Below are 26,556 nucleotides of genomic sequence, written 5' to 3'. Positions count from 1 at the left end.
GTCTCCATGCGTTTGCCGCAGTCACGACAGCCAACACGTCTGAGCAAAACGCTGAGGCGCACTGCACGGCCGAGAATGGGCAAATCACGAACGACTCGCTCGCAATACTCGTGAGTGGTTGAACAGGGCTTTTGGCATCCACCACAGGAAGGGAATCGGGTGGTGTGGGGCGTCAGATCGATCTGTAGGGCATCGCCATCAGGCTTGATCGTGACGACAGAAAAGCCCTCCCAAAAAGGAAGGAAAGTATTAATATCGTGCATAAGAACGCCGGTTTTTTAGATGTGTTTGCTCGCACGAACATCATCAATCAAATCGGCGTTCTTGTTTCTGTGTTTCCCGGAATTCCGTGAAGAACCAAAAAAATGCCCCGCGCTTGGCGGGGCATTTTCATTCAGCGGCTGGCAATCACAGGCCGTCGAGCAGTGCCTTGTTGCGCACCGCGCCCTTGTCGGCGCTGGTGGCCAGCAGGGCGTAGGCTTTCAGGGCGGTGGTCACCTTGCGTGGGCGTTTTTCCGCTGGCTTCCAGCCTTTCTTGTCCTGCTCGACACGGCGCGCGGCCAGTTCTTCGTCGCTGACCAACAGATTGATCGAGCGGTTCGGAATGTCGATCAGCACCTTGTCGCCGTCCTGGACCAGGCCGATGGCGCCGCCCGCGGCGGCTTCCGGCGAAGCGTGGCCGATGGACAGGCCCGAGGTGCCGCCGGAGAAGCGGCCGTCGGTCAGCAGGGCGCAGGCTTTGCCCAGGCCCTTGGACTTCAGGTAGGAGGTCGGGTAGAGCATTTCCTGCATGCCCGGACCGCCTTTCGGACCTTCGTAGCGAATGATGACGATGTCGCCTTCTTTCACTTCGTCGGCGAGGATGCCGCGCACCGCGCTGTCCTGGCTTTCGAAGATCTTCGCGTTGCCTTCGAAGACGTGGATCGACTCGTCGACGCCGGCGGTCTTCACCACGCAGCCGTCCAGGGCGATGTTGCCGTACAGCACGGCCAGGCCGCCTTCTTTCGAGTAGGCGTGCTCGACGCTGCGAATGCAGCCGTGTTCACGGTCGTCGTCGAGGCTCGGCCAGCGGGTCGACTGGCTGAACGCGGTCTGGGTCGGGATGCCGGCCGGGCCTGCCTTGAAGAAGTGGTGCACCGCTTCGTCGTTGGTCTGGGTGATGTCCCACTTGGCGATGGCTTCTTCCATGCTGCGGCTGTGCACGGTCGGCAGGTCGGTGTGCAGCAGGCCGCCACGGGCCAGGGAACCGAGGATGCTGAAGATGCCGCCGGCGCGGTGCACGTCTTCCATGTGGTACTTCTGGATGTTCGGCGCCACCTTGCACAGCTGCGGCACGCTGCGGGACAGGCGGTCGATGTCGCGCAGGTCGAAATCGATCTCGGCTTCCTGGGCGGCGGCCAGCAGGTGCAGGATGGTGTTGGTCGAACCGCCCATGGCGATGTCAAGCATCATGGCGTTCTCGAACGCCTTGAAGTTGGCGATGTTGCGCGGCAGCACCGACTCGTCGTTCTCGCCGTAGTAGCGCTTGCACAGCTCGACGATGGTGCGGCCGGCCTGCAGGAACAGCTGCTCGCGGTCGCTGTGGGTGGCCAGGGTCGAACCGTTGCCCGGCAGGGCCAGGCCCAGGGCTTCGGTCAGGCAGTTCATCGAGTTGGCGGTGAACATGCCGGAGCACGAACCGCAGGTCGGGCAGGCGCTGCGCTCGTACTCGGCAACCTTCTCGTCAGAAGCGCTGGAGTCGGCGGCGATCACCATGGCGTCGACCAGGTCGAGGCCGTGGGAGGCGAGCTTGGTCTTGCCGGCTTCCATCGGGCCGCCGGAGACGAAGATCACCGGGATGTTCAGGCGCAGGGCGGCCATCAGCATGCCGGGGGTGATCTTGTCGCAGTTGGAGATGCAGACGATGGCGTCGGCGCAGTGGGCGTTGACCATGTATTCCACGGAGTCGGCGATGATCTCGCGGCTCGGCAGCGAATACAGCATGCCGTCGTGACCCATGGCGATGCCGTCATCCACGGCGATGGTGTTGAATTCCTTGGCCACGCCGCCGGCGCGTTCGATTTCGCGGGCGACCAGCTGGCCCAGGTCCTTGAGGTGCACGTGGCCCGGTACGAACTGGGTGAAGGAGTTGGCAATGGCGATGATCGGCTTCTTGAAGTCGTCATCTTTCATCCCCGTGGCACGCCACAGTGCGCGGGCGCCGGCCATGTTGCGGCCGTGGGTGGATGTTTTCGAGCGGTAATCAGGCATGGAGCACTCCGGGCGGCTAATCAGGTAACAAATGGGGAGTGAGCTTCTATTGACCTCTGGAACACTCAGAAATGGCCGTGTGTCCTGAAGCTGCCGATGACGCCGCGGGATCGCCGCGCGCCTCAGCCTGAGCTCATAAACCCGCCGGGGGATGACTGGCGATGAATCTCGCGATTCTACACCGCTGGCGCCAGGAAGGAATGCCGTGGCCGCTCTACGGCGTCGATTGCCTGGATATGGAAATGGGCAGCCGACGATCAGGGACTGGTTTAGACTCGCCGGCCTTCGATCACCTTCCAAATGGAGCTGGAATGTCCGCGACGCTGCGATCCTTGAGGTTCTACTTTTTTGTTGGCCTGGGGCAGGGCCTGCTGCTGATGTGGACCGTCCTTTACAGCGGCTTGTCCGGTGTCGCCATGGCCGCGCTGGCGGCTGCCCTGTTGATGGGCGGTGGGCTGCTGCAACTGCTGGCCGAGCAGCGACGCCAGCCGCGGACCTGGATCGCGATGCTGCTGGTGGCGTTGGGTGCGGTGGGGCTGGTGTGGGCCTGCAGTGGTCTGCCCTTCAGCCTTGGCGTGGGGGGCGGCGTGACAGCCGGCCTGCTGCTGATGACCCTGCTCGGTGCCACGCTGCTGCTGGGGCGTGACCATCTGTGGCGACGGCTGCTCGGCAACGGCGCCTGGGTGCTGCTGGCTCTGCCAATGCCCTGGCTGGCGCAGTGGCTGTTCAAGCTATGGATTCAGCACCGTCACCTCGACCCCTTCAAGAGCGGGTTGCTGTCCCTGGCGTTTTTTGCCGCGCCGACCCTCGCATTCTCCGGTGCCATGTTCCTCGGCTCTTTATGGCGCGCGCGCCGTCGGGCACAGGTCGCTTGAGCGCTGAGGCTTGGGTGAGGTGGTGGGGGCAATCGGTTTGGGCGCCCCTTGCCGCGTGGGGCAAGGGGCGTCCAGTCAGGCTCAGCTGTTAGGCAGCAGGCGGCAGGTGATGCTCTTGATGTAGCGGGTTTCCGGGATGGCCGGGTGCACCGGGTGGTCCGGGCCCTGGCCGCCGCGTTCCAGCAGCTGGATATTGCGGTCCAGGTGGCGGGCGCTGGTGAGCAGAATGTTCTGCAGGTCGTCTTCCGGCAGGTGCATCGAGCACGAAGCGCTGACCAGGATGCCGTCCTTGCTGAGCAGGCGCATGGCCTGTTCGTTCAGGCGGCGGTAGGCGCCTTCGCCGTTCTTCAGGTCTTTCTTGCGTTTGATGAAGGCGGGCGGGTCGGCCACGATCACGTCGAAACGCTCTTCGGCGGCCTTGAGTTCTTTCAGGGCCTCGAATACGTCGCCTTCGATGCAGGTGACTTTCTCGGCGATGCCGTTCAGGGCGGCGTTGCGTTCAACGCCATCGAGGGCGAAGCCCGAGGCATCGACACAGAACACTTCGCTGGCACCGAAGGCACCGGCCTGCACGCCCCAGCCGCCGATGTAGCTGAACAGGTCCAGCACGCGCTTGCCCTTGGCATAAGGCGCCAGGCGGGCGCGGTTCATACGGTGGTCGTAGAACCAGCCGGTTTTCTGGCCTTCCATCACCGGGGCCTCGAACTTCACGCCGTTCTCTTCCAGGGCGACCCACTCCGGCACCAGGCCGAACACGGTTTCCACGTAACGGTTGAGGCCTTCGGCGTCACGCGCGGCGGAGTCGTTCTTGAACAGGATGCCGCTGGGCTTGAGCACCTGGACCAGGGCGGCGATCACGTCGTCCTTGTGCTGTTCCATGGTCGCTGACGCCAGCTGCACCACGAGGATGTCGCCGAAGCGGTCGACCACCAGGCCCGGCAACAGGTCGGAATCGCCGTAGACCAGGCGGTAGAACGGCTTGTCGAACAGGCGCTCGCGCAGCGACAGGGCCACGTTCAGGCGGTGCACCAGCAGCGACTTGTCCAGCGCCAGCTTGGCGTCGCGCGACAGCAGGCGGGCGCAGATCAGGTTGTTCGGGCTCATGGCGACGACGCCCAGCGGCTTGCCGCCGGCGGCTTCCAGCACTGCCTGGTCGCCTGCCTTGAAGCCGTGGAGTGGGGTGGCGGCTACATCGATTTCGTTGCTGTAGACCCACAGGTGGCCGGCGCGCAGGCGGCGATCGGCGTTGGCTTTGAGGCGCAGGCTTGGCAGGGACATGACGTCGCTCCGGAAAAAAGAGCGGGAGTATAACGTGTTGCGCTCGCCGAGAGGCTGGCGAGTGGATATGCGGTGACAGGGCAGACCCGCCATGGATATCCCGCGCCTGGCCCGGCGTTGCCCCGAGGCGCCCGTTGTAAAGTTCCTGTCGGGTGGCCATGGGCGCCTTTTAAAGGGTTAGAATCGCCGCCTAGTCCAGAGTGCGTATCTATGTCCCAAGAGCTTTCCGCCGAACAGATTCAACAGGCCCTGCAAGGCATCAGCGTGCCGCCCCAACCGCAAATCATGGTGGATTTGCAGATGGAGCAGTACATGCCCGACCCTGACCTGGAAGTGATCGCGCGGCTGATCTCCCAGGACCCGGGCCTTTCCGGCGCCCTGCTGAAAATCGTCAACTCGCCGTATTACGGGCTGAGCAACAAGATCGCCTCGATCCAGCGCGCGGTGAACCTGTTGGGTAGCCGTTCGATCATCAACCTGATCAACGCGCAGTCGATCAAGGGCGAGATGAGCGACGAAACCATCGTCACCCTCAACCGCTTCTGGGACACCGCCCAGGATGTGGCGATGACCTGCCTGACCCTGGCCAAGCGCACCGGCTCGCAAGCGGTCGACGAAGCCTATGCCCTGGGGCTGTTCCACGATTGCGGCGTGCCGCTGATGCTCAAGCGCTTCCCCGACTACATGACGGTGCTGGAAGAGGCCTACGCCAGCGCGGGCCCCGAGAACCGGGTGGTGGACACGGAAAACCGTGTGTTCAATACCAACCACGCGGTGGTCGGTTACTACACGGCCAAGTCCTGGCGCCTGCCGGAGCATGTGACCAACGCCATCGCCAATCACCACAACGCCCTGGCGATCTTCAGCGACGAGTCTTCGCGCAACAGCCAGCTGAAGAACCTGCTGGCGATCCTGAAAATGGCCGAGCATATCTGCGCGTCCTACCGGGTGCTGGGCAATCAGGTCGATGATCATGAATGGAACAGCATCGGCCATCTGATCCTCGATTACGTCGGCCTGTCCGACTATGACTTCGAGAACCTCAAGGAAACCGTGCGCGAACTGGGCGCGCACTGATTCCCGACCACGTTATAGAGAACACGAGGCGCACATGCCTGAATTACCGGAAGTCGAAACCACCCGGCGCGGTATCGCGCCGCACCTGGAAGGGCAGCGCGTCAGCCGCGTGATCGTGCGCGAGCGGCGTCTGCGCTGGCCGATTCCGGAGGACCTCGATGTGCGCCTGTCCGGCCAGCAGATCGTCAAGGTCGAGCGCCGCGCCAAGTACCTGCTGATCAATGCCGAAGTCGGCACCCTGATCAGTCACCTGGGCATGTCGGGCAACTTGCGCCTGGTAGAGGTCGGCCTGCCGGCGGCCAAGCACGAGCATGTGGATATCGAGCTGGAGTCCGGCCTGGCCCTGCGCTACACCGACCCGCGGCGCTTTGGCGCGATGCTCTGGAGCCTCGATCCGCTCAATCACGAGCTGCTGATCCGCCTGGGGCCGGAGCCGCTGACCGACCTGTTCGACGGCGAGCGCCTGTATCAGCTGTCGCGGGGACGTTCGATGGCGGTCAAGCCGTTCATCATGGACAACGCGGTGGTGGTGGGGGTGGGCAATATCTACGCGACCGAAGCGCTGTTCGCCGCCGGCATCGACCCGCGTCGCGAAGCCAAGGGGATTTCCCGGGCGCGCTACCTGAAGCTGGCGATCGAGATCAAACGTATCCTGGCCGCGGCCATCGAGCGCGGCGGCACCACCCTGCGCGACTTTATCGGCGGCGACGGGCAGCCGGGCTATTTCCAGCAGGAACTGTTCGTCTACGGGCGTGGCGGGGAACACTGCAAGGTCTGTGGCACGGGGCTGCGCGAGATCAAGCTGGGGCAGCGTGCGAGCGTGTTCTGCCCTAAATGCCAGAGCTGAAAAGCATCGCGGGCAAGCCTCGCTCCTACAGAAGCAAAACCCTGTAGGGGCGAGCGGGCGGCGATCCGACTTGCCCGCGAAGGCGTCCAGCCAGGCGCTAAATTTCTCAAGCCTTGCCGGTGATCTTCCGGTACTTGGCCATCAACTCTTCTTCGGTCTCCGGGTGGGCCTCGTCCAGCGGGATGCAATCCACCGGGCAGACCTGCTGGCATTGCGGCTCGTCATAGTGGCCGACACATTGGGTGCACAGGTTCGGGTCGATCACGTAGATCTCTTCGCCTTGGGAAATCGCGGCGTTCGGGCACTCGGGTTCGCAGACGTCGCAGTTGATGCAATCGTCGGTGATGATCAGGGACATGGGGCACTCCGGCCAGGGCGGCGGGCCCAGGCATTTGAAAAACCAATGGCGCAATTGTGCCGCATTGGCGAGCGCAGTGCACGCGGGGCTCGATGGGAGGGGCGTTTGCAGGTCGACTGCGCGGGAGCTGGCGCAGGCTGCGCCAGCTCCCGCGGGGGTTATTTCTTGAAGCGCAGGGTCAGGGCGTCGGCCACGGCCGGATGCACGAACTTGCTGATATCGCCGCCCAATGCCGCGATTTCCCGGACCAGGGTCGAGGAAATGAACGAATAACGTTCAGACGGCGTGAGGAACAGGCTTTCCACGTCCGGCGCCAGTTGGCGGTTCATGTTGGCCAGCTGGAATTCGTATTCGAAGTCCGAAACCGCCCGCAGCCCCCGCAGGAAGACATTGGCGTTCTGCTCCTTGGCGAAATGCGCGAGCAGCGTGGAAAAACCGACGACTTCAACGTTCGGCAGATGCTTGGTGACCTCGCGAGCCAGTTCCACACGCTGTTCCAGGGGAAAAAGCGGGTTTTTCTTCGGGCTGGCGGCGACGGCGATGATCACATGATCGAACAGGCGCGAGGCGCGTTCGACCAGATCGCCATGGCCCTTGGTAATAGGGTCGAAGGTACCTGGGTACAACACTCGGTTCATCGCGTCGTCCTGGCGGGAGTCCGTTGGGGAGTCGGATGGTATCGCAGCCTTTCCGGTCGGCCAAGTCGCCTGTAACGGAAGAAAGCACTATAGACGACGAAAATAAGCGGCGTTTTCACCTGCTTTTCAGCCGTTCGGCCAGGGCCGTGGCCAGTTGCGCGGTCAGGCCGTAGACCGACAATTGCGGGTTGGCACCGATGCTGGTGGGGAACAGCGAACCGTCGTGGATCGACAGATTGGCCAGTTGGTGATGGCGGCCCAGGCTGTCGGCGACGGCGTTTTTCGGGTCTTCGCCCATGGCGCAACCGCCCATCACATGGGCGCTGCCCAGGCGGGTGCGGTACAGCGCAAGGTTCAGGCCGTCGATCAGGGTCCTGGCCTCGGCCAGGGTCTTCACGTAGCGGGCATCGCTGTGCATCGGCATGACCGCCTTGGCGCCGCCGGCGAACTGGATCTCCGCCATGCTGTGGAAGGCCCGGCGCACGCCGTCCCAGGCGTAGTCCGAGACCTGATAGTCGAGCACCGGCGAACCGTCGCCGCGCAGTTCCACGCTGCCGCCGCTGCTGTCCGGGTGAAAACCGTCGCGCAGCAGCGCGAGCATGGCGTGGGTGTGGGGCAACTGCTGCATGTTCAGCGCGCTTTGCGGGCCGAAACCGCCGAGCAGGGTGGCGGCCAGCGCCGGTTGCAGCGGTGGCACCTCGAGCTTGTAGGACATCTTGCCAGTGGCGCCGTCCTGCCACTGGAAATGATCGGAGTAGATCGACTGCGGCGCACCGTAGAACGGGTTGATCACCTGGTCGAACTGCCCGGCGGAGAAGTTCACCAGGTGCAGGAAGGTGCGTTTGCCCAGGCGTTTGTGCGGATCGGCCGCGTCGGAGCGCAGCAGCAGGGCCGGGCTGTTGATGCCGCCACCGGCCAGCACGTAGTGCCGGGCCTTGACCTTGATGGTGCGCCCGGTGGGCGCCACGCAGCGCTCGTCCATGGCCAGGCAGAGCAGGCTTTCGACCTGGTCGCCCTTGATCTGCAAGCGCTCGGCGCGGGCCAGGTACAGCAGCTCGCCGCCTTTCTCCAGGGTCGCGGGAATGGTGGTGACCATCATCGACTGCTTGGCGTTGGTCGGGCAGCCCATGCCGCAATAGCCAAGGTTCCAGCAGCCGCGCACGTTGCGCGGGATCACGTGCCAGCTGTAGCCGAGCTTCTCGCAGCCGATCCTGATCACGTCGTTGTTGGCGTTGGGCGGCATGATCCACGGAGCGACCCCCAGGCGCTGCTCCATTTTTTCGAACCAGGGCGCCATCTCGGCCGGGCTGTGGCCCTTGACGCCGTGCTCCTTGGCCCAGTGCTCCAGGGTCGGCTCGGGGGTACGGAAGCTGGAGGTCCAGTTGATCAGGGTGGTGCCACCGACCGCGCGGCCTTGCAGGATGGTGATGGCGCCATCCTTGCTCATGCGGCCGATGCCTTCCTGATAGAGGCTGGCGTAGGCCTGGTCCTCGAGCATCTTGAAGTCGTCGCTGGTCTTGAGCGGCCCTTCTTCGATCAGCAGCACCTTGTAGCCGGCGGCGCTGAGGATCTCGGCGCTGGTGCCGCCGCCCGCGCCGCTGCCGATGATGGCGACATCCGCTTCGAGGGTCAGGTCCTCCTGCAATTGCGAGCCGTTGTAGGTTTTCCAGCCTCGGGCCAGGCCTTCGCGAAACAGATCGGGTACGGGCATATCAGGCGTTCTCTAGTTGTTCTGTATTTCTGTAGCTGCTGCCGCAGACTGCGATCGGCTGCAAAGCAAGCCCCTGCGGGGCTTATTGCAGCCTGCGGCAGCGGCTACGGGTGTCAGATCCTGGGCGGCCCGGGATAACCGCAATGGGCCCAGGATTCGGGGCGGCTGTACCAGGCCATCATCACCAGTTGCAGCAGGGACGCGTGGCCCATGCGCAGCAGGCTGAGGGAGCTGTTTTCCCAGCGTTCGAGGAAGTGCCGGATGTCTTCGGCGCTGGCGTTTTCCCAACTGCCCCAGATGCCGGTCAGGGGGCCGCGGGTGATGCCCATGCCCAGCACGTCGAACAGCTGGCGGGTGAGCTTGAGCATCTCCGGCGACAAGTGGTCGAGGCTGTGATCCAGGCTGTTCAGGGTGGCGTCGAGCGCCGCCGGCAGCTTCTCGGCAGCCACGGCGCCGTCGAGCATGACCGGGATCAGCGCCCGCAGCACCGGCAGGTCACTGCTGCGCAATGCGGCAAAGCCGCTGGCCGCGGTGCCGGACGAGCAGCCGCTGAGGCTGGCGCCGAGGCCGGCGGTGGTCAGGAACGCGCTGGCGCACAGGCCGATTTTCAACAGGCCACGGCGCGACAGTACGGGTGCTGCAGGCAGGCTGGGAGTCATTATTGTTATTACCCGGCAATGGTCTGGTTAGCGGATGAACAGCTTCTGGATCAGCTTCTGGATCGGTTTGCCATAAGGCGGGTAGATCAGTCGCGCGGCATTCAGGCGCTGCTTGCTCAGTACACCCTTGGCTTTGCTGAAGGTCAGGAAACCCTCGTGACCGTGGTAATGGCCCATGCCCGAGTGGCCGATGCCGCCGAACGGCATGTCGTCCTGGGCGACGTGCAGCAGGGTGTCGTTGAGGCAGACCCCACCCGAGTGGGTTTCGTTGAGTACCCGCTCCTGCTCGGCTTTGTCGTAGCCGAAGTAGTAGAGCGCCAGGGGGCGAGGGCGCTGGTTGATATAGGCGAAGGCCTGGTCCAGGCCGGTGTAGGGCACGATCGGCAGGATCGGGCCGAAGATCTCGTCCTGCATCACCGTCATGTCGTCGCTGACATTGAGCATCAGGCTGTGGCCCATGCGCCGCTCCTGGTTCTCCTCGAACAGCGGGATCAGCAGCGCGCCCTTGCTGGTGGCGTCGCTGATGTAGCTGTTCAGGCGCGCCAGTTGCCGCGGGTTGATGATCGCCGTGTAGTCGGGGTTGTCGACCAGGGTCGGGAAGAAGCCCCGGACCACCTGGCGATAGGCGTCGACGAAGGCGCCGACGCGGTGTTCCGGGACCAGCACGTAGTCCGGGGCGACGCAGGTCTGGCCGGCGTTCATGGTCTTGCCGAAGGCGATGCGTTCGGCGGCGTCCTTGAGCGGCACGTCGTCGGAAACGATGGCCGGGGACTTGCCGCCCAGCTCCAGGGTCACCGGGGTCAGGTTTTCCGCCGCGGCGCGCATCACGTGCTTGCCGACGCTGGTGGCGCCGGTGAACAGCAGGTGATCGAAAGGCAGCCGGGAGAAGGCCACGCCCACGTCGGCTTCGCCCAGCACCACGGCGACCAGGTCCTCGGGGAACGCCTTGGCCAGCAGGCGCTTGAGCAGCAGGCCGGTGGCGGGGGTCGATTCGCTGAGCTTGAGCAATACCCGGTTGCCGGCGGCGAGCGCGCCGACCAGCGGGCCGATGGCCAGGAACAGCGGGTAGTTCCACGGCACGATCACCCCGACCACGCCCAATGGCTGGTAGACGACCTTGGCCGAGGCCGGCTGGAAGGCCACGCCGACTTTGCGCCGCGAAGGTTTCATCCAGCCCTTGAGGTGTTTGCTGGCGTAGTGGATACCCTGCAGGCTGGGCATGATTTCGGCGAGCAGGGTTTCGTCGGCGCTGCGATGGCTGAAGTCTTCGCTGATGGCCTCGATCAGGGCCTGGCGTTCGCTGTCGAGCAGGTCGCGCAGGCTCTTGAGCCATTGCTGGCGCTGGGCGGCCGGTGGCATGGGGTTGGCCGCGAAGGCCTGGCGCTGGACAGCGAACAGACGGTGGAGCTCATCCAGCTGCTGGTGGGCTTCCGGCAAGTAGGCGATTTCGGCAGACATGGGCGGCTCCGGTTTTTGTGGGTGGGAGATTTTTAGAGTTTATACTCTAAAATGTCAAATGAGATCCCGGGCCAGCTTTGATTTATCCCATCGGGGATAGGTCGTAAGATGCCGGGCAATGCCTTCTCGATTAAAGCCCACGCTCATGGCCCCACGCATAAAAACCCGCGAACGTATCGTCCAGAACAGCCTGGAGCTGTTCAACCAGCAAGGCGAACGCAGTGTCAGCACCAATCACATTGCCGCCCACATGGAGATTTCGCCGGGCAACCTGTATTACCACTTCCCCAACAAGCAGGCGATCATCGCCGTGCTGTTCTGCGAGTACGAAGCCCTGGTCGACAGCTTCCTGCGCCTGCCCCAGGGCCGCAGCGTGACCGTGGAAGACAAGCGCTATTACCTGCAGGAGTTGCTGGCCGCCATGTGGCGCTATCGCTTCCTGCACCGCGACCTGGAACACCTGCTCGACAGCGATGCCGAACTGGCCGCCCGTTACCGGCGTTTCTCCCAGCGCTGCCTGATCCACGGCACGGCGATCTACGAAGGTTTCGTCGAGGCCGGCATCCTGCGGATGGACAAGGTGCAGATCGAGTCCCTGACCCTCAATGCCTGGATCATCCTCACTTCCTGGGTGCGTTTTTTGTGCACCACCCGGGAAAACTCCGCGCACCTGAGCGAAGAAGCCATCAAGCGCGGTGTGTACCAGGTGCTGGTGCTGGAGGCCGGATTTGTCACCGACCACGCCCGGGAGGCGGTCGATGCGCTATACGACGAGTTTTACGTGCCCCTGGCGCAAGCCCTGGAAGAAGTGCAGTAGGATCTGGATCAAGTCATCGTTCAATTACTGGAGCCCGTCATGCCCATCGCGCAACTGATCAGTCCACAGCAATTGGCCGCTCGCCTGGAGCAGCCCGGGCTGGTGATTCTCGATTGTCGTTTTGCCCTGGAAGACCCAGATTACGGCCAGCGCAGTTATGCCAGCGGGCATCTGGCCGGCGCGCATTTTGCCGACCTGGAGCGTGATCTCAGTGGGCGGGTGGTCAAGGGCGTGACCGGGCGTCATCCGCTGCCCGAACCGGCGACGCTGATCGCGCGCCTGCAAGCCTGGGGCATCGACGCCGACAGCGACATCGTGCTCTACGACGACGGCCCCGGTGCCTATGCCGCCCGCGCCTGGTGGCTGTTGGCCTGGCTGGGCAAGCGCGACGGTGTGTTCATTCTCGATGGCGGCTTGAAAGCCTGGCACGCCGCGGGCCTGCCGTTGAGCCTGGATCCGCCGACCAATGTTCTCGGCCATTTCACGGGCCAGCCCGACAAAACCCTGCTGCTGAGTGCCGAGCAGCTGCAAAAACGCCTCGGCCAGCCGACCCTGACCCTGCTCGACGCCCGCGTCCAGCCACGCTTTCGCGGCGAGGTGGAGCCGATCGACCCGGTGGCCGGGCATATCCCCGGCGCGCAATGTGCGGCGTTCACCGACAACCTGGACAGCGACGGCCGTTTCCTGCCGGCCGATCAGCTCAAGAAGCGTTTTGCCGCGAAGCTGGGCGAGCGTGCGCCGACCGAACTGGTGGCGTACTGCGGCTCGGGCGTGACCGCCTGTCACAACCTGTTCGCCCTGTGCCTGGCCGGTTATCCCCTGGGCAAGTTGTATGCCGGCTCCTGGAGCGAATGGATCACCGATCCGCAGCGCGCGGTCGCCACGGGCGACTGAATCCCCTTACCGTAGGAGCGAAGCTGGCTCGCGATCCAGGCGCTGCGTTGTTTCTGCTGGACCGCGTCGCCTGAGACATTTTTCGCGAGCAAGCTTCGCTCCTACAGGGGACAGGTGCTGTTTCAGAGAAACTGGCGGGCGCTGCGATAGGCCGCCGGCCCCACGCCATAGACCTGCTTGAACTGCCGGCTCAGATGGCTCTGGTCGGCGAACCCCAATTGCGTCGCCACCTCCAGCGGCAGGCAACCGTCGCGCAGCAATGCCCGGGCCTGGGCGATGCGCTGTTGCATCAGCCAGGTGTGCGGCGGCATGCCGGTGGCGCGACGGAATACCCGGGCGAAATGAAACGGCGAGAGATTGACCGCCGCGGCCAGTTCTTCCAGGGACGGCGGGGCGGCCAGTTGCGCTTGCAGCAACTCCTTGGCCTGGACGATCGCCCGGTGTTCCCGCCCGGGTTTGCCCGGCGCCCTGACCCCGGCGTGACGCCGCAGCAGCAAGAGCATCATTTCCCGCCACAGGGTCTGTTGTTGCAGGGCGGTGGCCGGGCTTTCCAGTAATTGATGCAACTGGCAGAAGCCGCTGACCAGATCGGGGTCGCGATACAGCGTGGCGCCGAAGGCCGGCAGGCTGTCGGTGGGCAATTCCAGCTCGCCCAGCATGGCGAGGATTTGCGCGTTGTCCGGATAAAACGCCCGGTACAGCCAGCCGTCCTCGGTGCCTTTGTGGCCGGTGTGCAACTCGTCCGGGTTGATCAGCACCAGGGTGCCGCGCCCCGCCAGGTGCTCGGCGCCGCGATAACGGTAGCGCTGGGCGCCGTCCATGATCATGCCGATCACATAGCCGTCATGCACATGGGGCACGAAGCGATGCTCGATATAACGCGCGGCCAGCAACTCCACGCCGGCCAGGGGCGCGGTTTGCCAGAAACGGATCGATTCGCCCTGGCCGCTGTTCATCGCGGTTCACGCCCCAGGCCGGACAGCCACTGGGGAATGCGCCGTTCCAGGTAATAACCCGGCGTCTTCACCGAACCCTCGACAAAGCCGACGTGCCCACCCTTGGCCTGCAGCTCGAAGTGGGTGCTGCCGGACAGCTCGCGGGCTTCCGGCAGGCTGTGGGGGAATACGAAAGGATCGTCCGCGGCCTGGATGATCAGGGTTGGTGTGCGGATTTCCCCGAGGAAATAGCGGCTGGAGGCACGCCGGTAATAATCCTGGGCATCGGCAAAGCCATTCAGCGGCGCGGTGACCCGGCCGTCGAAGTCCCAGAAGGTGCGCAGCTTTTCCAGCGGCCCGAGCCGCTCCAGCACGGCCAGGCCCTCATGGCGCCCGTCGTGCTGGAACTGGCGCTGCTTGTCCTTGATGTAGGCAAGCATCTCGCGCATGAAATGCGCCTGGTAGACCTTGGAAAAGCCCTGGCCGATACGGTCGGCGCACTGGTCCAGGCGAAACGGCACCGATACCGCGACGGCGCCTTGCAGCTGGCTGGCGCTGCCGCTTTCCCCCAGGTGCTTGAGCAATACATTGCCGCCCAGCGAGTAGCCCACCGCGAACAGCGGGGCCAGCGGGCGCTTGCTGCGCAGGTGGTCGATGGCGGCGGCCAGGTCTTCGCTGGCGCCCGAGTGGTAGCTGCGCGGCAGCAGGTTCGGCTCGCCCGAGCAGCCGCGCCAGTTCAGCGCCGCGCTGGCCCAGCCCTGGTTCGCCAGGGCCTTTTGCAGGCCGGCCACGTAAGGCGAATTGGAAGAACCGGTCAGGCCGTGCAGCACCAGCACCAGGGGCGCGGTGGCGGTGTGCGGGCCGTGCCAGTCGAGATCGAGAAAGTCGCCGTCGTCGAGCCACAGGCGTTCGCGCTGGCGGTCGAGGTGAGTGGTCTTGCGCCACAGCGGGCCCCACAGGGTTTGCAGGTGCGGGTTGCCGAGGCCGAAGGCGGGAATGAAGCGATCTGACGGAGTAGGCACGGTGATTCTCGTAGCAGCGGTGCGCGTCCCCGGCGGGGCTGCGCACCTTTTCAGGCCAGTGGTTTAACCGGCGATCCCTGCCATACGTTGCCACAAGGCGTAGTACACCTGCCCGGATTTCTGCTCGCGGTGCAGGCGCCAGTTCGCCGGGAGGCCGAGGGTCGACGGCGCGGTTTCACTTTCGGTATAGACCCAGGCGTCGTCGGCCAGCCAGTCGCGTTCTTCCAGCAGGGCGCAGGCGGCCGGCAGCAGGTTCTGATGGAACGGCGGGTCGAGGAACACCAGGTCGAAACGGCTGGCCGGCTGGGTTTCCAGATAACGCAGGGCGTCGGCGGTCTGCACCTGGCCAACGGTGCAGCGCAGGGTGCCCAGGTGCTCGCGCAGGCGCGACACGGCCAGGTTGCTGGCATCCAGCGCCTGGCCCATGGCGGCGCCACGGGACAGGGCTTCGAGAAACAGCGCGCCGCTGCCGGCGAACAGGTCGAGCACCTTGGCCCCGGCGACATAAGGCGCCAGCCAGTTGAACAGGGTTTCGCGCACCCGGTCCGGAGTCGGGCGCAGGCCCGGCACATCGGGGAAGCTCAGGCGACGGCTGCGCCACTCGCCGCCGATGATGCGCAGTTGGCCCACACCGTTGTGCTGGTTGTGGACGGGTTTCTTGCTGGGACGCGATGGGCTGGCCATTAGTGCTCCGGAACCCCGAGCGGCTGCTCGGCGGGTTTGTCAGTAGGGGCCGGCAACGGCTTTTGCGGCACGGTCGGACCGGCGGTGACGACGACCATCTTGTCCGCGCTCAGGTGCTTGTTCAGTACGTCCCGGACCTGCTCCACGGTCAGGCTCTGGGACTGCTGCATGAAGTCTTCAAGATAGCTCAGCGGCAGGTTGTAGAAGCCGATGGCGCCCAGTTGGCCGACGATGTCGGCGTTGCTGGCGGTGGACAGCGGGAAGCTGCCGGCCAGCTCGCGCTTGGCGTCGTCGAGTTCCTTCTGGGTCGGGCCGGTCTTGAGGTAGTCGGCGAGCACGTCCTGCACCAGCTTGAGGGTGCCCTCGCTCATTTCGGCGCGGGTCTGCAGGTTGATCATGAACGGGCCACGGGCCTGCATCGGGCTGAAGCCGGAATAAACGCCGTAGGTCAGGCCGCGCTTCTCGCGCACTTCGCTCATCAGCCGGGTGCCAAAACCGCCGCCGCCAAGGATCTGGTTGCCCAGGGACAGCGCGGCGTAATCCGGGTCGTCACGATCGATGCCCAGTTGCGCCAGCAGCAGGCTGGTCTGGCTGGACGGGTATTCGATATGGCCGACGCTGGCCTGCGGCTCGGTCGGTTGCGGGATTTTCGCCAGCGCCGGGCCTTTGGGCAGGGCAGAGGAGATCTGTGCGGCAATCGCCTCGGCGTCGCTGCGCGACAGGTCGCCCACCAGGGCGATCACCACGTTGCCGGCGGCATAGGCCTTGGCGTGGAACGCCCGCAGCTGGGCCAGGCTGATCGGCGGTACGCTCTGCGCGGTGCCGTCGCTGGAATGGGCATACGGATGGCTGCCGTACAGGCGGTTCATCAGTTCCAGGCTCGCCAGCTTGCCGGGGTTCTGCTTCTGGTATTCGAAACCGGCAAGCATCTGGTTCTTGATGCGCGCCAGGGAGTCGGCCGGGAAGGTCGGCTTGCCGACGACATCGGCGAACAGTTGCAGGGCCGGCGTGCGCTTGTCCGGTGCGCTCAGGCTGCGCAGGGAGGCGATGGCCATGTCCTTGTAGGCACCGTTGCCGAAGTCGGCACCCAGGCCTTCGAAACCTTCGGCGATCGCGCCGACATCCTTGCCGGCCACGCCTTCGTTGAGCATGGCGTTGGTCAGCATCGCCAGGCCTGGCGCGTCGCCGTCCTGGCTGCTGCCGGCGGCAAAGGTCAGGCGCATGTCGAACATCGGCAGCTCATGGGCTTCGACGAACAGCACCTTGGCGCCTTCGGCGGTGCTCCAGGTCTTGATGTCGAGGCTGCGGCGGCTTGGGGCCTTGCCGTCGAGCTCGGCCAGGGATTGCAGCTTCTGGCTGCTCTTGGCCTTGTCCAGCGCCTGGCTGGCGTTGGATTCGTTCGCCCGCAGCAGATAAAGGCCGGCAGCGATGATCAGGGCCACGAGTGCCAGGCCGAGCAGGACCGGGCTGGCGCTTTTGCGCTTACTCATGAGCGGACTCCTCAGGCAATACGTGGGCAACGCTCAGGCGTTCGCGAGTGAAATAGGTACGAGCGGCCTTCTGGATGTCTTCAGGGGTCACGCTTTGCAGTTCGGCGAGTTCGGTGTCCATGAGCTTCCAGGACAGGCCGACGGTTTCCAGCTGGCCGATGGCGGTGGCCTGGCTGGTGATGGAGTCACGCTCGTAGACCAGACCGGCGATCACCTGGGCGCGCACGCGCTCCAGCTCTTCGGCGGTCGGCGGGGTGGTTTTCAGCTCTTCGAGCAAACGCCACAACCCGGCTTCGGCCTGGGCGATGGTTTTCTTCTTCTGGCTGTTGGGCATGGCCGAAAGCAGGAACAGGCTGTCACCGCGGGTGTAGGCGTCGAAGCTCGACGAACCGCCGGACACCAGCTCTTCGCCGCGCTCCAGGCGGGTCGGGATGCGGGCGCTGTAGCCGCCGTCGAGCAGCGCGGCGATCAGGCGCAGGGCATGCACCGAATGCTTGTCTTCGGCGGTGGCGATGCTCGGCACGTTGAAGGCCAGCATCACGCTCGGCAGCTGGGTCTTCACCCGCAGGGTGATCTGCCGCTCGCCGGGCTCGGCCAGTTCCAGGGGAATCTTCGCTGCGGGCACGGCGCGCTTGGGAATCGCGCCGAAATAACGTTGGGCCAGGGTTTTGACTTCGTCCGGGGTGACGTCGCCGACCACCACCAGGGTGGCGTTGTTCGGCACGTACCAGGACTCGTACCAGTGGCGCAGCTCCTCGACCTTCATCCGGTTGAGGTCGGCCATCCAGCCGATGGTCGGCGTGTGGTAGCCGCTGGCCGGGTAGGCCATCGCCTTGAAGCGTTCGAAGGCCTTGGACATCGGCTTGTCGTCGGTGCGCAGGCGGCGCTCTTCCTTGATCACTTCGATTTCGCGGCTGAACTCGTCCGGCGGCAGGCGCAGGCTGGCCATGCGATCGGCTTCCAGCTCGAAGGCCACGCCCAGGCGGTCACGGGCCAGCACCTGGTAATAGGCGGTGAAGTCGTCGCTGGTGAAGGCGTTCTCTTCGGCGCCCAGGTCGCGCAGGATCAGCGAGGCTTCGCCGGGGCCGACCTTTTCGCTGCCCTTGAACATCATGTGTTCCAGGGCGTGGGACAAACCGGTCTGGCCCGGGGTTTCGTAGCTGGAGCCGACTTTGTACCAGACCTGGGAGACCACGACCGGAGCCCGATGGTCTTCCCGGACCACGACCTTGAGGCCGTTGTCGAGGCTGAATTCGTGGGTGGGTTGTGGATCGGCAGCCAAGGCTGAAAGGGGCAGACAAACCGTACTGAGCAGCAGGCCTGCGGCGCGGCGGGCTAGAGCATTCATTCGTTTTTTAAACCTGTTGGACTGCCCGCTTGGTCTTAGCCTACGGGCGAGAGGTTGGGGCGTGTCATCAATCATTACCAGTACCGCGCCGGAGCCTGCCAGTGCGCAGGGCAAGGCGCGAGGAGTGTGGTTTGGTCATTCCAAATAAACTCCGAGCAACGCAGCCCTGCGCACTGGCAGGCCCGGCCCTCCGGGTGGCGCCTGAAAGCGGGCCATGCTGCGTTGCAGTCCTTGGAAAGGAAAACACATTTCCGGCGGACTGCGCCTTGCCTGGCCCGTTTTCAGGCGGCCACGCGGTACTGGTAATGATTGATGACACGCCCTAGGATACTGATCCGTTTTACTGGCGGCCACGCCTATCAGGCTCGCATGGATCAACGTGTGCTTGAGCAGGTTGTATGGGTTCCCGGCAAGAAGCGCTGTTTTATCGACTAGACTTCGACTTTTCGCCGATTTTGCCGTTTCAGTCCTTTAGTAAAATCGATCCTTGAGATGCCATTGGGCACCTCGACAAAATGTTGCGCGTGAACAAGCCGGCGGAAACGCAGTCTGTTCTGCATCGAATATTTATTTGCCGGTGCGCCTTGATGGCGCGTCGCTACCTTGAGATAGCCGTCCTCCATGTTTGGTTCCAACGACGACAAGAAGACCCCAGCCGCGGCTGGCGAAAAGAAAGGCCTGTTCGGATGGCTGCGCAAAAAGCCGCAGGAAACCGTCGTCGAACAGCCACAAGTCCCTGTCGAGCCTGCCCCGGCTCCCGCTCCCGTTATAGATCAAGCCCCGGTTGTCGAAGTCGCCGCTCCTGTGGTGTCGCCGATCGCCGAGCCGATCCTGCAGCCTGAACAGCCCGCGCCGGCGGTCGAACATGCTCCTGCGCCGGAACTGCCGCTGACCCCCGAGCACAAGCCCTGGCTGACCCTGCCGGTGGCGGAAGAGCCGGTGGCGCTGGTGGAAGACGAGCAGGCGCCGCACATCACCCCGCCGATTCCGGCCGCGACCGATGTGCAGCAAGCCGCCGAGCTGTTGGTGGCCGAGTTGGCACACAGCGAGCCAGCTGCGGCCCAGGCGCCGATCGAAGAGGAGGACGTGCCACAACCAGTGATCGCGGCCTTCGTGCAGCCCGAGCCTGTCCGAGCACCGGAGCCTGCCCCGGTTGTCGTTGCTCCAGTTGCTCCGGTCGCGGCGGTCGAAGTGCCTGCTGCCGTCGAGCCGCCCCGTGCCGAAGACAACAAGGTCGGCTTCTTCGCTCGCCTCAAGCAGGGCCTGTCCAAGACCAGCGCCAGCATTGGCGAAGGCATGGCCAGCCTGTTCCTGGGCAAGAAGACCATCGACGACGAGTTACTGGAAGATATCGAGACCCGCCTGCTGACCGCCGACGTGGGCGTGGAAGCCACCGCGGTGATCATCCGGAACCTGACCCAGAAGGTCGCGCGCAAGCAGCTGACCGACGTCGATGCGCTGTACAAGTCGCTGCAGGCCGAGCTGGCGAGCATGCTCAAGCCGGTGGAACAGCCGCTGCGGATCGCTTCGCAAACCAAGCCCTTCGTGATTCTGGTGGTGGGCGTCAACGGCGCCGGCAAGACCACCACCATCGGCAAGCTGGCCAAGAAGCTGCAGCTCGAAGGCAAGAAGGTCATGCTCGCCGCGGGCGACACCTTCCGCGCCGCAGCCGTGGAACAGCTGCAGGTCTGGGGCGAGCGCAACAAGATCCCGGTCATCGCCCAGCACACCGGCGCCGACTCGGCTTCGGTGATCTTCGACGCCGTGCAGGCCGCCAAGGCCCGTGGCATCGATGTGCTGATCGCCGACACCGCCGGCCGCCTGCACACCAAAGACAACCTGATGGAAGAGCTGAAGAAGGTCCGCCGGGTGATCGGCAAGCTCGACGCCGACGCGCCGCACGAAGTGTTGCTGGTGCTCGACGCCGGTACCGGCCAGAACGCCATCAACCAGGCCAAGCAGTTCAACCAGACGGTCGAGCTGACCGGCCTGGCCCTGACCAAGCTCGACGGCACCGCCAAGGGCGGGGTGATCTTCGCCCTGGCCAAGCAGTTCGGCCTGCCGATCCGCTACATCGGCGTCGGTGAGGGCATCGACGACCTGCGTACCTTTGAAGCCGAACCCTTTGTCCAGGCACTGTTTGCCGAGCGGGAGCGTTCATGATTCGTTTCGAACAGGTCGGTAAGCGTTATCCGAACGGCCATGTCGGCTTGCACGAGCTGAGTTTCCGGGTTCGTCGGGGCGAGTTTCTGTTCGTCACCGGTCATTCTGGCGCCGGCAAGTCCACGCTGCTGCGGTTGCTGCTGGCCATGGAGCGTCCAACCAGCGGCAAGCTGCTGTTGGCCGGTCAGGACCTGAGCACCATCAGCAATGCGCAGATTCCGTTCCTGCGGCGGCAGATCGGCGTGGTGTTCCAGAACCACCAGCTGCTGTTCGATCGCACCGTTTTCAACAATGTCGCCTTGCCGCTGCAGATCCTCGGCCTGTCCAAGGCCGAAATCGCCAAGCGCGTGGACTCGGCCCTGGAGCGCGTGGCGCTCTCGGACAAGACCGATCTCTACCCCGGCGACCTGTCCACCGGTCAGCAGCAGCGTGTCGGCATTGCCCGCGCCATCGTGCACCGCCCGGCCTTGCTGCTGGCGGACGAACCCACAGGTAACCTCGACCCGCGTCTGGCGGCGGAAATCATGGGCGTATTCGAAGATATCAACCGTCTGGGCACCAGCGTGCTGATCGCCAGTCACGACCTGGCGCTGATCGCGCGCATGCGCCACCGCATGCTGACCCTGCAACGCGGCCGATTGATCGGCGACGGGGAGGCTAGCGTATGAGTGCGACCCGCAGCCCTAAAGTGGCCGAACGCGTGGCTCCGAAAGCCCCGGATCAACCGCCGCAGAAGAAAAAACGCGACGAAGACGACGGTCCGGATTTCAGCACCCTGCTGCACGCCTGGATCGAAAGCCATCGCGCCAGCCTGCTCGACAGCCTGCATCGCCTGGGCAAGCAGCCGATCGGCAGTTTCTTCACCTGCCTGGTGATGGCCGTGGCCCTGAGCCTGCCGATGGGCTTATCGTTGTTGCTCAACAACGTCGAGCGCCTGGGTGGCTCCTGGCAGCGCGCGGCGCAGATTTCCCTGTACCTGGAGCTCGACGCCAGCGCCACCGAGGGCGAAAGCCTGAGTGAGCAGATCAAGGCCATGCCGGGCGTGGCGGATGCCGAGTTCATCAGCAAGGACAAGGCCCTGGACGAGTTCCAGCAGCAGTCCGGGCTGGGCGAGGCGCTCAAGGAGTTGCCGCAGAACCCGCTGCCGGGCGTGGTCCTGGTCACGCCGAACGAAGTGGACAAGGCAACCCTGGAAGCCTTGCGCCAGCGCCTGGCGGAAATGCCCAAGGTGCAGCAGGCGCAACTGGACCTGGTGTGGGTCGAGCGGCTGGCGGCGATCCTCAAGCTGGGCGACCGGTTTGTCTTCGGCCTGACGGTGTTGCTGGTTTCTGCATTACTTTTGGTGATAGGCAATACCATTCGTCTTCATATTGAAAACCGCCGCACCGAGATAGAAGTGATTAAACTCGTCGGCGGCACGGACAGTTATGTGCGGCGTCCCTTCCTTTATATGGGCGCCTTGTATGGCTTCGGTGCGGGGATTCTGTCCTGGGGCGTTCTGGCGTTCGGCCTCGACTGGCTGAACGACGCAGTAGTGGGGCTGGCCGGCTTGTACGGCAGTGATTTCGCCCTGGCTGGCGTACCGGTCGCCGATGGTCTATCACTCTTGCTTGGCGCGGTGTTGTTGGGGTATATCGGTGCGTGGATTGCGGTGGCCCGTCACTTGCGGGAGCTGGCGCCGAAATAGTGTCTTTTTGCTTGTATTGACCTTTTAGAATTTTTGGGAACTTGTTTTGTGGTTCCCGGTCAATTTTCAGCAGTGCTGAATAAGCACGAGTTATGTGAGTCGGAGGTTTTTTCGTATGACCACTTCTTTGCAACCTGCTTATGCCTTGGTCCCGGGTGCGAACCTGGAGGCCTATGTGCACACGGTGAACAGCATTCCATTGCTGACGCCCGAGCAGGAGCGTGAACTGGCCGAGAGTCTCTACTATGAGCAGGATCTTGAGGCGGCTCGGCAGATGGTGCTCGCCCACCTGCGTTTTGTCGTACATATCGCCCGTAGCTATTCCGGCTACGGTCTGGCCCAGGCCGACCTGATTCAGGAAGGCAACGTCGGCCTGATGAAGGCTGTAAAACGCTTCAATCCGGAAATGGGTGTGCGTCTGGTTTCGTTCGCCGTGCACTGGATCAAGGCGGAAATCCACGAGTTCATCCTGCGCAACTGGCGCATCGTGAAAGTCGCGACCACCAAGGCCCAGCGCAAGCTGTTCTTCAACCTGCGCAGCCAGAAGAAGCGCCTGGCCTGGTTGAACAACGAAGAAGTCCATCGTGTGGCGGAAAGCCTCGGTGTGGAGCCGCGCGAAGTGCGCGAGATGGAAAGCCGCCTGACCGGCCATGACATGGCCTTCGACCCAGCCGCCGAAGCGGATGACGACAGCGCCTTCCAATCGCCGGCCAACTACCTGGAAGACCACCGGTACGATCCGGCTCGTCAGCTGGAAGACGCCGACTGGACCGACAACTCCACCAGCAACCTGCACGAAGCGCTGGAAGTGCTGGACGACCGCAGCCGCGACATCCTCTACCAGCGCTGGCTGGCGGAAGAGAAAGCCACGCTGCATGACCTGGCGCAGAAGTACAACGTCTCGGCCGAGCGTATCCGTCAGCTCGAGAAGAGCGCGATGAACAAGCTCAAGCTATCGATTGCCGCGTAATACGCCACGCAATACAAAACGCCCCGATTCGATCGGGGCGTTTTTGTTTGTGGCGTTGGGGCGGCGCTGTCTGTAAGGGCGCTATCGCGAGCAAGCTTCGCGCCTACGGGGCCGCGCATTCTTCTGTAGGAGCGAAGCTTGCTCGCGATCAGATATTGAACGTCACTGCGCCCACAGCGCCTTGCGCGAATCGTTCAGGCCCAGCAGGTAGCTGTCGCCGCCCAACTGGCTCATCTGCCGGCGGATCCAGCCGGCCCGTTGCGCCACGTAGCTGCTCGGATGGCTGGCACTCCATACCCGCGGATTGGGCAGGACCGCGGCCAGCAGGCTGGCCTGCTGCCGCGACAGCGAGCCCGCGCTGACGCCGAAGTGATGCCGCGCTGCGGCCTCGGCACCAAATACGCCTTCGTCCCACTCGACGCTGTTGAGGTAGACCTCGAGAATCCGTTGCTTGGGCCAGAAGATCTCGATCAGCCCGGTGAACCAAGCCTCCAGCCCTTTACGCAGCCAGCTGCGTCCGGACCACAGGAACAGGTTTTTCGCCACCTGCTGGCTCAGGGTGCTGGCGCCACGAATCGAACCGCCGCGCTCGTTGTGGGCGAAGGCGGCCTGGATCGCGCCGAAGTCGAACCCCCAGTGTTCAGGGAACTTCTGGTCTTCACCGGCGATCACCGCCACCTTCAGGTCGTCGGAGATATCGTCCCAGGGTTTCCAGCTGCGTTGCAGGTCGATGGGTTCGCCGTCGACCCAGGATTCGACCTTGCGTTCGACCATCAAGGCCGTGCCCGGAGGCGGCACGACACGGAACACCAGCACCAGCAAAACGCTGCCGACGGCGAACCAGAGCAGGGCTTTAGAGAAACGACGGAAAAATAAACGCAGCATAGAGATGGCTTGGCCGAACCCGTTGAGCGCGCCATTATACAGGCCCGACCGACGATTCTGACTGGAGTTCCTCATGCTGCGTGGTTTCCTGATGCTGGCCGCCTTTTTCGGCTTTACCGGCGTTGCCCTGGGCGCATTCGCTGCCCATGGCCTGAAAAATCGCCTGAGCGCGGAATACCTGGCGATTTTCCATACCGGCGTCACTTACCAGCTGGTGCACACCCTGGCGCTGCTGGGCGTGGCGCTGCTGGCCACGCAGATCCCCGGCCGCCTGGTGACCTGGGCCGGCGCTTCGTTCGCCATCGGCATCCTGCTGTTTTCCGGCAGCCTCTACCTGCTGACCCTGACCGGTTTCAGCAAGCTGGGCATTGTCACCCCGTTCGGTGGGCTGGCCTTCCTGATCGGCTGGTTATGCCTGGGTCTTGCCGCCTGGCGCTTGCAGCTGACCGCTTGACGCTTGTAGCTGACCTTTAGGTCATGATCGGGCTAGAATGCTGGCCCCTAAAAATGATGGCGGCATCCGGCATGCGCATTCAGTTGAACGGCGAATCCTTTGAACTGCCCGACGGCGAAACCGTTGCGGCCCTGCTGACCCGTCTGGACCTGACCGGACGCCGGATCGCGGTCGAACTCAACCTGGATATCGTCCCGCGCAGCCTGCACGCCGAGACCACCCTCAACGAGGGCGATCAGGTCGAAGTAGTCCACGCCATCGGCGGCGGCTAGCCAAACACCGTGAAAACTACTGCAGGCTTCGCGCGCAATACTGCGTTAAAAACAGGCTCGGAATGCTCATTTACAGCCAGTAAAGTCGGGTGCGACTCCAACCGTTCCTCGCCTGTTTTTGCCTTGTCTTGCCTTCGCTCGCTACGTTTTCACGGCGTTTGGTCTAATAAAGCATTCTGCAAGAACCTCACCCCAACAGAGGATTTCCGATGAGCAACGTTCGCAGCGACAAGCCTTTCGTTCTGGCCGGTCGTACTTACCAGTCGCGTTTGCTGGTAGGCACCGGCAAGTACCGTGACATGGAAGAAACCCGCCTGGCCATCGAAGCCTCGGGTGCCGAGATCGTCACCGTCGCCGTGCGCCGGACCAATATCGGGCAGAACCCGGGCGAACCGAACCTGCTGGATATCCTGCCGCCGGACCGTTACACCATCCTGCCGAACACCGCCGGCTGCTATGACGCGGTCGAAGCCGTGCGCACCTGCCGCCTGGCCCGTGAACTGCTCGACGGCCACAACCTGGTGAAGCTGGAAGTGCTGGCCGACCAGAAAACCCTGTTCCCCAACGTGCTGGAAACCCTTAAGGCCGCCGAAGTGCTGGTCAAGGAAGGTTTCGACGTGATGGTGTACACCAGCGATGACCCGATCATCGCCCGCCAACTGGCGGAAATGGGCTGCATCGCGGTCATGCCGCTGGCCGGCCTGATCGGTACTGGCCTGGGGATCTGCAACCCGTACAACCTGCAGATCATCCTCGAAGAAGCCAAGGTCCCGGTGCTGGTGGATGCCGGTGTCGGCACTGCCTCCGACGCCACCATCGCCATGGAGCTGGGCTGCGAAGCGGTGCTGATGAACTCGGCCATCGCCCATGCGCAACAACCGGTGCTGATGGCCGAAGCCATGAAGCACGCCATTGTGGCAGGCCGCCTGGCGTACCTCGCCGGCCGCATGCCGAAGAAACTCTATGCCAGCGCCTCCTCGCCGCTGGATGGTCTGATCAAGTAAGAGCCATTGATGACTGAATCAAACGACACGCCAATCCAGCCGGAAGCCGGCGACGAGCGCCAACACCGCCGCATCAAGAGTTTCGTGATGCGCGCCGGGCGCATGACCGAAGGCCAGCAGCGCGGCCTGGAGCAGGGCGCGCCGCTGTATGTGCTGCCGCTGGCCGACGCGCCGGTGGATTTCGATCAGGTGTTTGGCCGATCGGCGCCACGTTCCCTGGAAATCGGCTTCGGCATGGGCCACTCGCTGCTGGAAATGGCCGCGGCCGCGCCGGAGCAGGATTTCATTGGTGTGGAAGTGCACCGTCCGGGTGTCGGCGCGCTGCTCAACGGCGTGCTGACCCAGGGCCTGACCAACCTGCGGGTCTACGATTGCGATGCGATCGAAGTGCTCAACCGCTGCATCGCCGATAACAGCCTGGATCGCCTGATGCTGTTTTTCCCCGATCCGTGGCACAAGAGCCGTCACCACAAGCGTCGTATCGTTCAGGCGTCCTTCGCCGAGCTGGTGCGCAGCAAGCTGAAGGTCGGCGGCATCCTGCATATGGCCACCGACTGGGAGCCTTATGCCGAGTACATGCTGGAAGTGATGAATGTCGCGCCGGGTTACCGCAACCTGGCCGAAGACGGCAAGTGCGTGCCGCGCCCGGCCGAGCGCCCGATCACCAAGTTCGAGCGCCGCGGCGAGCGCCTGGGCCATGGTGTGTGGGATCTGAAGTTCGAAAAACAGTCCTAAGCATCACGCAATACCTCCTACAGTCGTTTTTGGGATGCATTCAAG

General features: G+C 63.9%; 27 protein-coding genes. 13 read left to right on the top strand and 14 right to left on the bottom strand.

Translation table 11 applies throughout. The annotated features are described in order from the left end of the window. Together PVZ78_RS31215 and ilvD are read right to left on the bottom strand one after the other, a co-directional pair. On the bottom strand, positions 1-263 hold a 263-nt coding region (locus tag PVZ78_RS31215), incomplete at its 3' end, for a transposase family protein (RefSeq protein WP_273828319.1). A gap of 145 nt (positions 264-408) precedes the next feature. After that, positions 409-2,250 carry a dihydroxy-acid dehydratase gene (gene ilvD / locus PVZ78_RS31210; protein ID WP_038636062.1) on the bottom strand — a complete coding sequence of 614 codons (1,842 nt, stop codon included), beginning with the start codon at positions 2,248-2,250 and terminating at the stop codon, positions 409-411. Between the two features lie 311 nt (positions 2,251-2,561). Here ilvD and PVZ78_RS31205 point away from each other — a divergent pair, with 311 nt between their 5' ends. Next, on the top strand, positions 2,562-3,125 hold the full coding sequence (locus PVZ78_RS31205) for a hypothetical protein (RefSeq protein ID WP_051423567.1): 564 nt from the start codon (positions 2,562-2,564) through the stop codon (positions 3,123-3,125). Between the two features lie 81 nt (positions 3,126-3,206). Here the strand turns inward: PVZ78_RS31205 and PVZ78_RS31200 are convergent, their stop codons facing one another. Further along, the gene (locus PVZ78_RS31200; RefSeq protein WP_007921262.1) at positions 3,207-4,403 is read right to left on the bottom strand and encodes a class I SAM-dependent rRNA methyltransferase; all 1,197 of its coding nucleotides are present in this window, start codon (positions 4,401-4,403) and stop codon (positions 3,207-3,209) included. 264 nt (positions 4,404-4,667) lie between these two features. Between PVZ78_RS31200 and PVZ78_RS31195 the strand changes: the two genes are divergently transcribed. Both PVZ78_RS31195 and mutM read left to right on the top strand, forming a co-directional pair. After that, positions 4,668-5,480: an HDOD domain-containing protein gene (locus tag PVZ78_RS31195; protein ID WP_164485217.1), complete on the top strand. Its 813-nt coding sequence runs from the start codon at positions 4,668-4,670 to the stop codon at positions 5,478-5,480. Positions 5,481-5,514: 34 nt separating this feature from the next. Continuing rightward, entirely contained in the window at positions 5,515-6,327 is an 813-nt protein-coding gene (mutM, locus tag PVZ78_RS31190) for a bifunctional DNA-formamidopyrimidine glycosylase/DNA-(apurinic or apyrimidinic site) lyase (protein ID WP_007921258.1), read from the top strand. A gap of 106 nt (positions 6,328-6,433) precedes the next feature. Here mutM and PVZ78_RS31185 read toward each other — a convergent pair whose 3' ends face one another. The 5 genes from PVZ78_RS31185 to PVZ78_RS31165 form a co-directional block, all read right to left on the bottom strand. After that, entirely contained in the window at positions 6,434-6,685 is a 252-nt protein-coding gene (locus PVZ78_RS31185; protein ID WP_007921257.1) for a YfhL family 4Fe-4S dicluster ferredoxin, read from the bottom strand. 158 nt (positions 6,686-6,843) lie between these two features. Then, complete coding sequence (coaD, locus tag PVZ78_RS31180) at positions 6,844-7,323, bottom strand: pantetheine-phosphate adenylyltransferase (protein WP_003229157.1); 480 nt, start codon at positions 7,321-7,323, stop codon at positions 6,844-6,846. A gap of 115 nt (positions 7,324-7,438) precedes the next feature. Further along, on the bottom strand, positions 7,439-9,034 hold the full coding sequence (locus tag PVZ78_RS31175) for a GMC family oxidoreductase (protein WP_273829782.1): 1,596 nt from the start codon (positions 9,032-9,034) through the stop codon (positions 7,439-7,441). Between the two features lie 113 nt (positions 9,035-9,147). Continuing rightward, entirely contained in the window at positions 9,148-9,693 is a 546-nt protein-coding gene (locus PVZ78_RS31170; protein ID WP_273829781.1) for a twin-arginine translocation pathway signal protein, read from the bottom strand. A 27-nt stretch (positions 9,694-9,720) separates the two neighbouring features. Then, complete coding sequence (locus PVZ78_RS31165; RefSeq protein ID WP_028683542.1) at positions 9,721-11,151, bottom strand: coniferyl aldehyde dehydrogenase; 1,431 nt, start codon at positions 11,149-11,151, stop codon at positions 9,721-9,723. Between the two features lie 145 nt (positions 11,152-11,296). Here PVZ78_RS31165 and PVZ78_RS31160 point away from each other — a divergent pair, with 145 nt between their 5' ends. After that, positions 11,297-11,968, top strand: a complete 672-nt coding sequence (locus tag PVZ78_RS31160) for a TetR/AcrR family transcriptional regulator (protein ID WP_038575050.1) — start codon at positions 11,297-11,299, stop codon at positions 11,966-11,968. A 39-nt stretch (positions 11,969-12,007) separates the two neighbouring features. After that, positions 12,008-12,862: a sulfurtransferase gene (locus tag PVZ78_RS31155; RefSeq protein ID WP_273829780.1), complete on the top strand. Its 855-nt coding sequence runs from the start codon at positions 12,008-12,010 to the stop codon at positions 12,860-12,862. 122 nt (positions 12,863-12,984) lie between these two features. Here the strand turns inward: PVZ78_RS31155 and PVZ78_RS31150 are convergent, their stop codons facing one another. From PVZ78_RS31150 to PVZ78_RS31130, 5 genes are all read right to left on the bottom strand, one after another. Next, complete coding sequence (locus PVZ78_RS31150; RefSeq protein ID WP_110175765.1) at positions 12,985-13,818, bottom strand: AraC family transcriptional regulator; 834 nt, start codon at positions 13,816-13,818, stop codon at positions 12,985-12,987. Next, complete coding sequence (locus PVZ78_RS31145; RefSeq protein WP_009051330.1) at positions 13,815-14,819, bottom strand: hydrolase; 1,005 nt, start codon at positions 14,817-14,819, stop codon at positions 13,815-13,817. Before PVZ78_RS31145 ends, PVZ78_RS31150 begins: the two co-directional genes overlap by 4 nt. A 63-nt stretch (positions 14,820-14,882) precedes the next feature. Then, complete coding sequence (gene rsmD / locus PVZ78_RS31140) at positions 14,883-15,503, bottom strand: 16S rRNA (guanine(966)-N(2))-methyltransferase RsmD (protein WP_103331443.1); 621 nt, start codon at positions 15,501-15,503, stop codon at positions 14,883-14,885. Then, positions 15,503-16,993: a M16 family metallopeptidase gene (locus tag PVZ78_RS31135; protein WP_009051329.1), complete on the bottom strand. Its 1,491-nt coding sequence runs from the start codon at positions 16,991-16,993 to the stop codon at positions 15,503-15,505. Before PVZ78_RS31135 ends, rsmD begins: the two co-directional genes overlap by 1 nt. After that, the gene (locus PVZ78_RS31130; RefSeq protein ID WP_009051328.1) at positions 16,986-18,341 is read right to left on the bottom strand and encodes a M16 family metallopeptidase; all 1,356 of its coding nucleotides are present in this window, start codon (positions 18,339-18,341) and stop codon (positions 16,986-16,988) included. The genes PVZ78_RS31135 and PVZ78_RS31130 overlap by 8 nt, the downstream gene beginning before the upstream one ends. 621 nt (positions 18,342-18,962) lie before the next feature. Here PVZ78_RS31130 and ftsY point away from each other — a divergent pair. From ftsY to rpoH, 4 genes are all read left to right on the top strand, one after another. Continuing rightward, positions 18,963-20,504: a signal recognition particle-docking protein FtsY gene (gene ftsY / locus PVZ78_RS31125; RefSeq protein WP_273829779.1), complete on the top strand. Its 1,542-nt coding sequence runs from the start codon at positions 18,963-18,965 to the stop codon at positions 20,502-20,504. Beyond that, positions 20,501-21,172 (top strand): cell division ATP-binding protein FtsE, encoded by a 672-nt coding sequence (ftsE, locus tag PVZ78_RS31120; protein ID WP_009051326.1) that lies wholly within the window; start codon positions 20,501-20,503, stop codon positions 21,170-21,172. Before ftsY ends, ftsE begins: the two co-directional genes overlap by 4 nt. After that, on the top strand, positions 21,169-22,191 hold the full coding sequence (ftsX, locus tag PVZ78_RS31115) for a permease-like cell division protein FtsX (protein ID WP_273829778.1): 1,023 nt from the start codon (positions 21,169-21,171) through the stop codon (positions 22,189-22,191). Before ftsE ends, ftsX begins: the two co-directional genes overlap by 4 nt. A 115-nt stretch (positions 22,192-22,306) precedes the next feature. Then, positions 22,307-23,161, top strand: a complete 855-nt coding sequence (gene rpoH / locus PVZ78_RS31110) for an RNA polymerase sigma factor RpoH (protein ID WP_007921212.1) — start codon at positions 22,307-22,309, stop codon at positions 23,159-23,161. Positions 23,162-23,323: 162 nt separating this feature from the next. Here the strand turns inward: rpoH and mtgA are convergent, their stop codons facing one another. Further along, complete coding sequence (gene mtgA, locus PVZ78_RS31105; protein ID WP_101284229.1) at positions 23,324-24,046, bottom strand: monofunctional biosynthetic peptidoglycan transglycosylase; 723 nt, start codon at positions 24,044-24,046, stop codon at positions 23,324-23,326. A gap of 73 nt (positions 24,047-24,119) precedes the next feature. Here mtgA and PVZ78_RS31100 point away from each other — a divergent pair, with 73 nt between their 5' ends. From PVZ78_RS31100 to trmB, 4 genes are all read left to right on the top strand, one after another. Continuing rightward, the gene (locus PVZ78_RS31100) at positions 24,120-24,500 is read left to right on the top strand and encodes a DUF423 domain-containing protein (RefSeq protein ID WP_009051323.1); all 381 of its coding nucleotides are present in this window, start codon (positions 24,120-24,122) and stop codon (positions 24,498-24,500) included. Between the two features lie 71 nt (positions 24,501-24,571). After that, positions 24,572-24,772 carry a sulfur carrier protein ThiS gene (thiS, locus tag PVZ78_RS31095; RefSeq protein WP_016704841.1) on the top strand — a complete coding sequence of 67 codons (201 nt, stop codon included), beginning with the start codon at positions 24,572-24,574 and terminating at the stop codon, positions 24,770-24,772. Between the two features lie 209 nt (positions 24,773-24,981). After that, positions 24,982-25,776, top strand: coding sequence for a thiazole synthase (locus tag PVZ78_RS31090; RefSeq protein ID WP_007921204.1), 795 nt, complete (start codon positions 24,982-24,984; stop codon positions 25,774-25,776). A 9-nt stretch (positions 25,777-25,785) separates the two neighbouring features. Then, positions 25,786-26,511, top strand: a complete 726-nt coding sequence (trmB, locus tag PVZ78_RS31085; protein ID WP_053262989.1) for a tRNA (guanosine(46)-N7)-methyltransferase TrmB — start codon at positions 25,786-25,788, stop codon at positions 26,509-26,511. Positions 26,512-26,556 lie beyond the last annotated feature (45 nt).

This window comes from Pseudomonas sp. SBT1-2, from assembly GCF_028640875.1.
Taxonomy (GTDB): domain Bacteria; phylum Pseudomonadota; class Gammaproteobacteria; order Pseudomonadales; family Pseudomonadaceae; genus Aquipseudomonas; species Aquipseudomonas chlororaphis_I.
The sequence above is the reverse complement of the archived record's forward strand: the minus strand, read 5'-3'. Positions and strand labels throughout refer to the sequence as shown.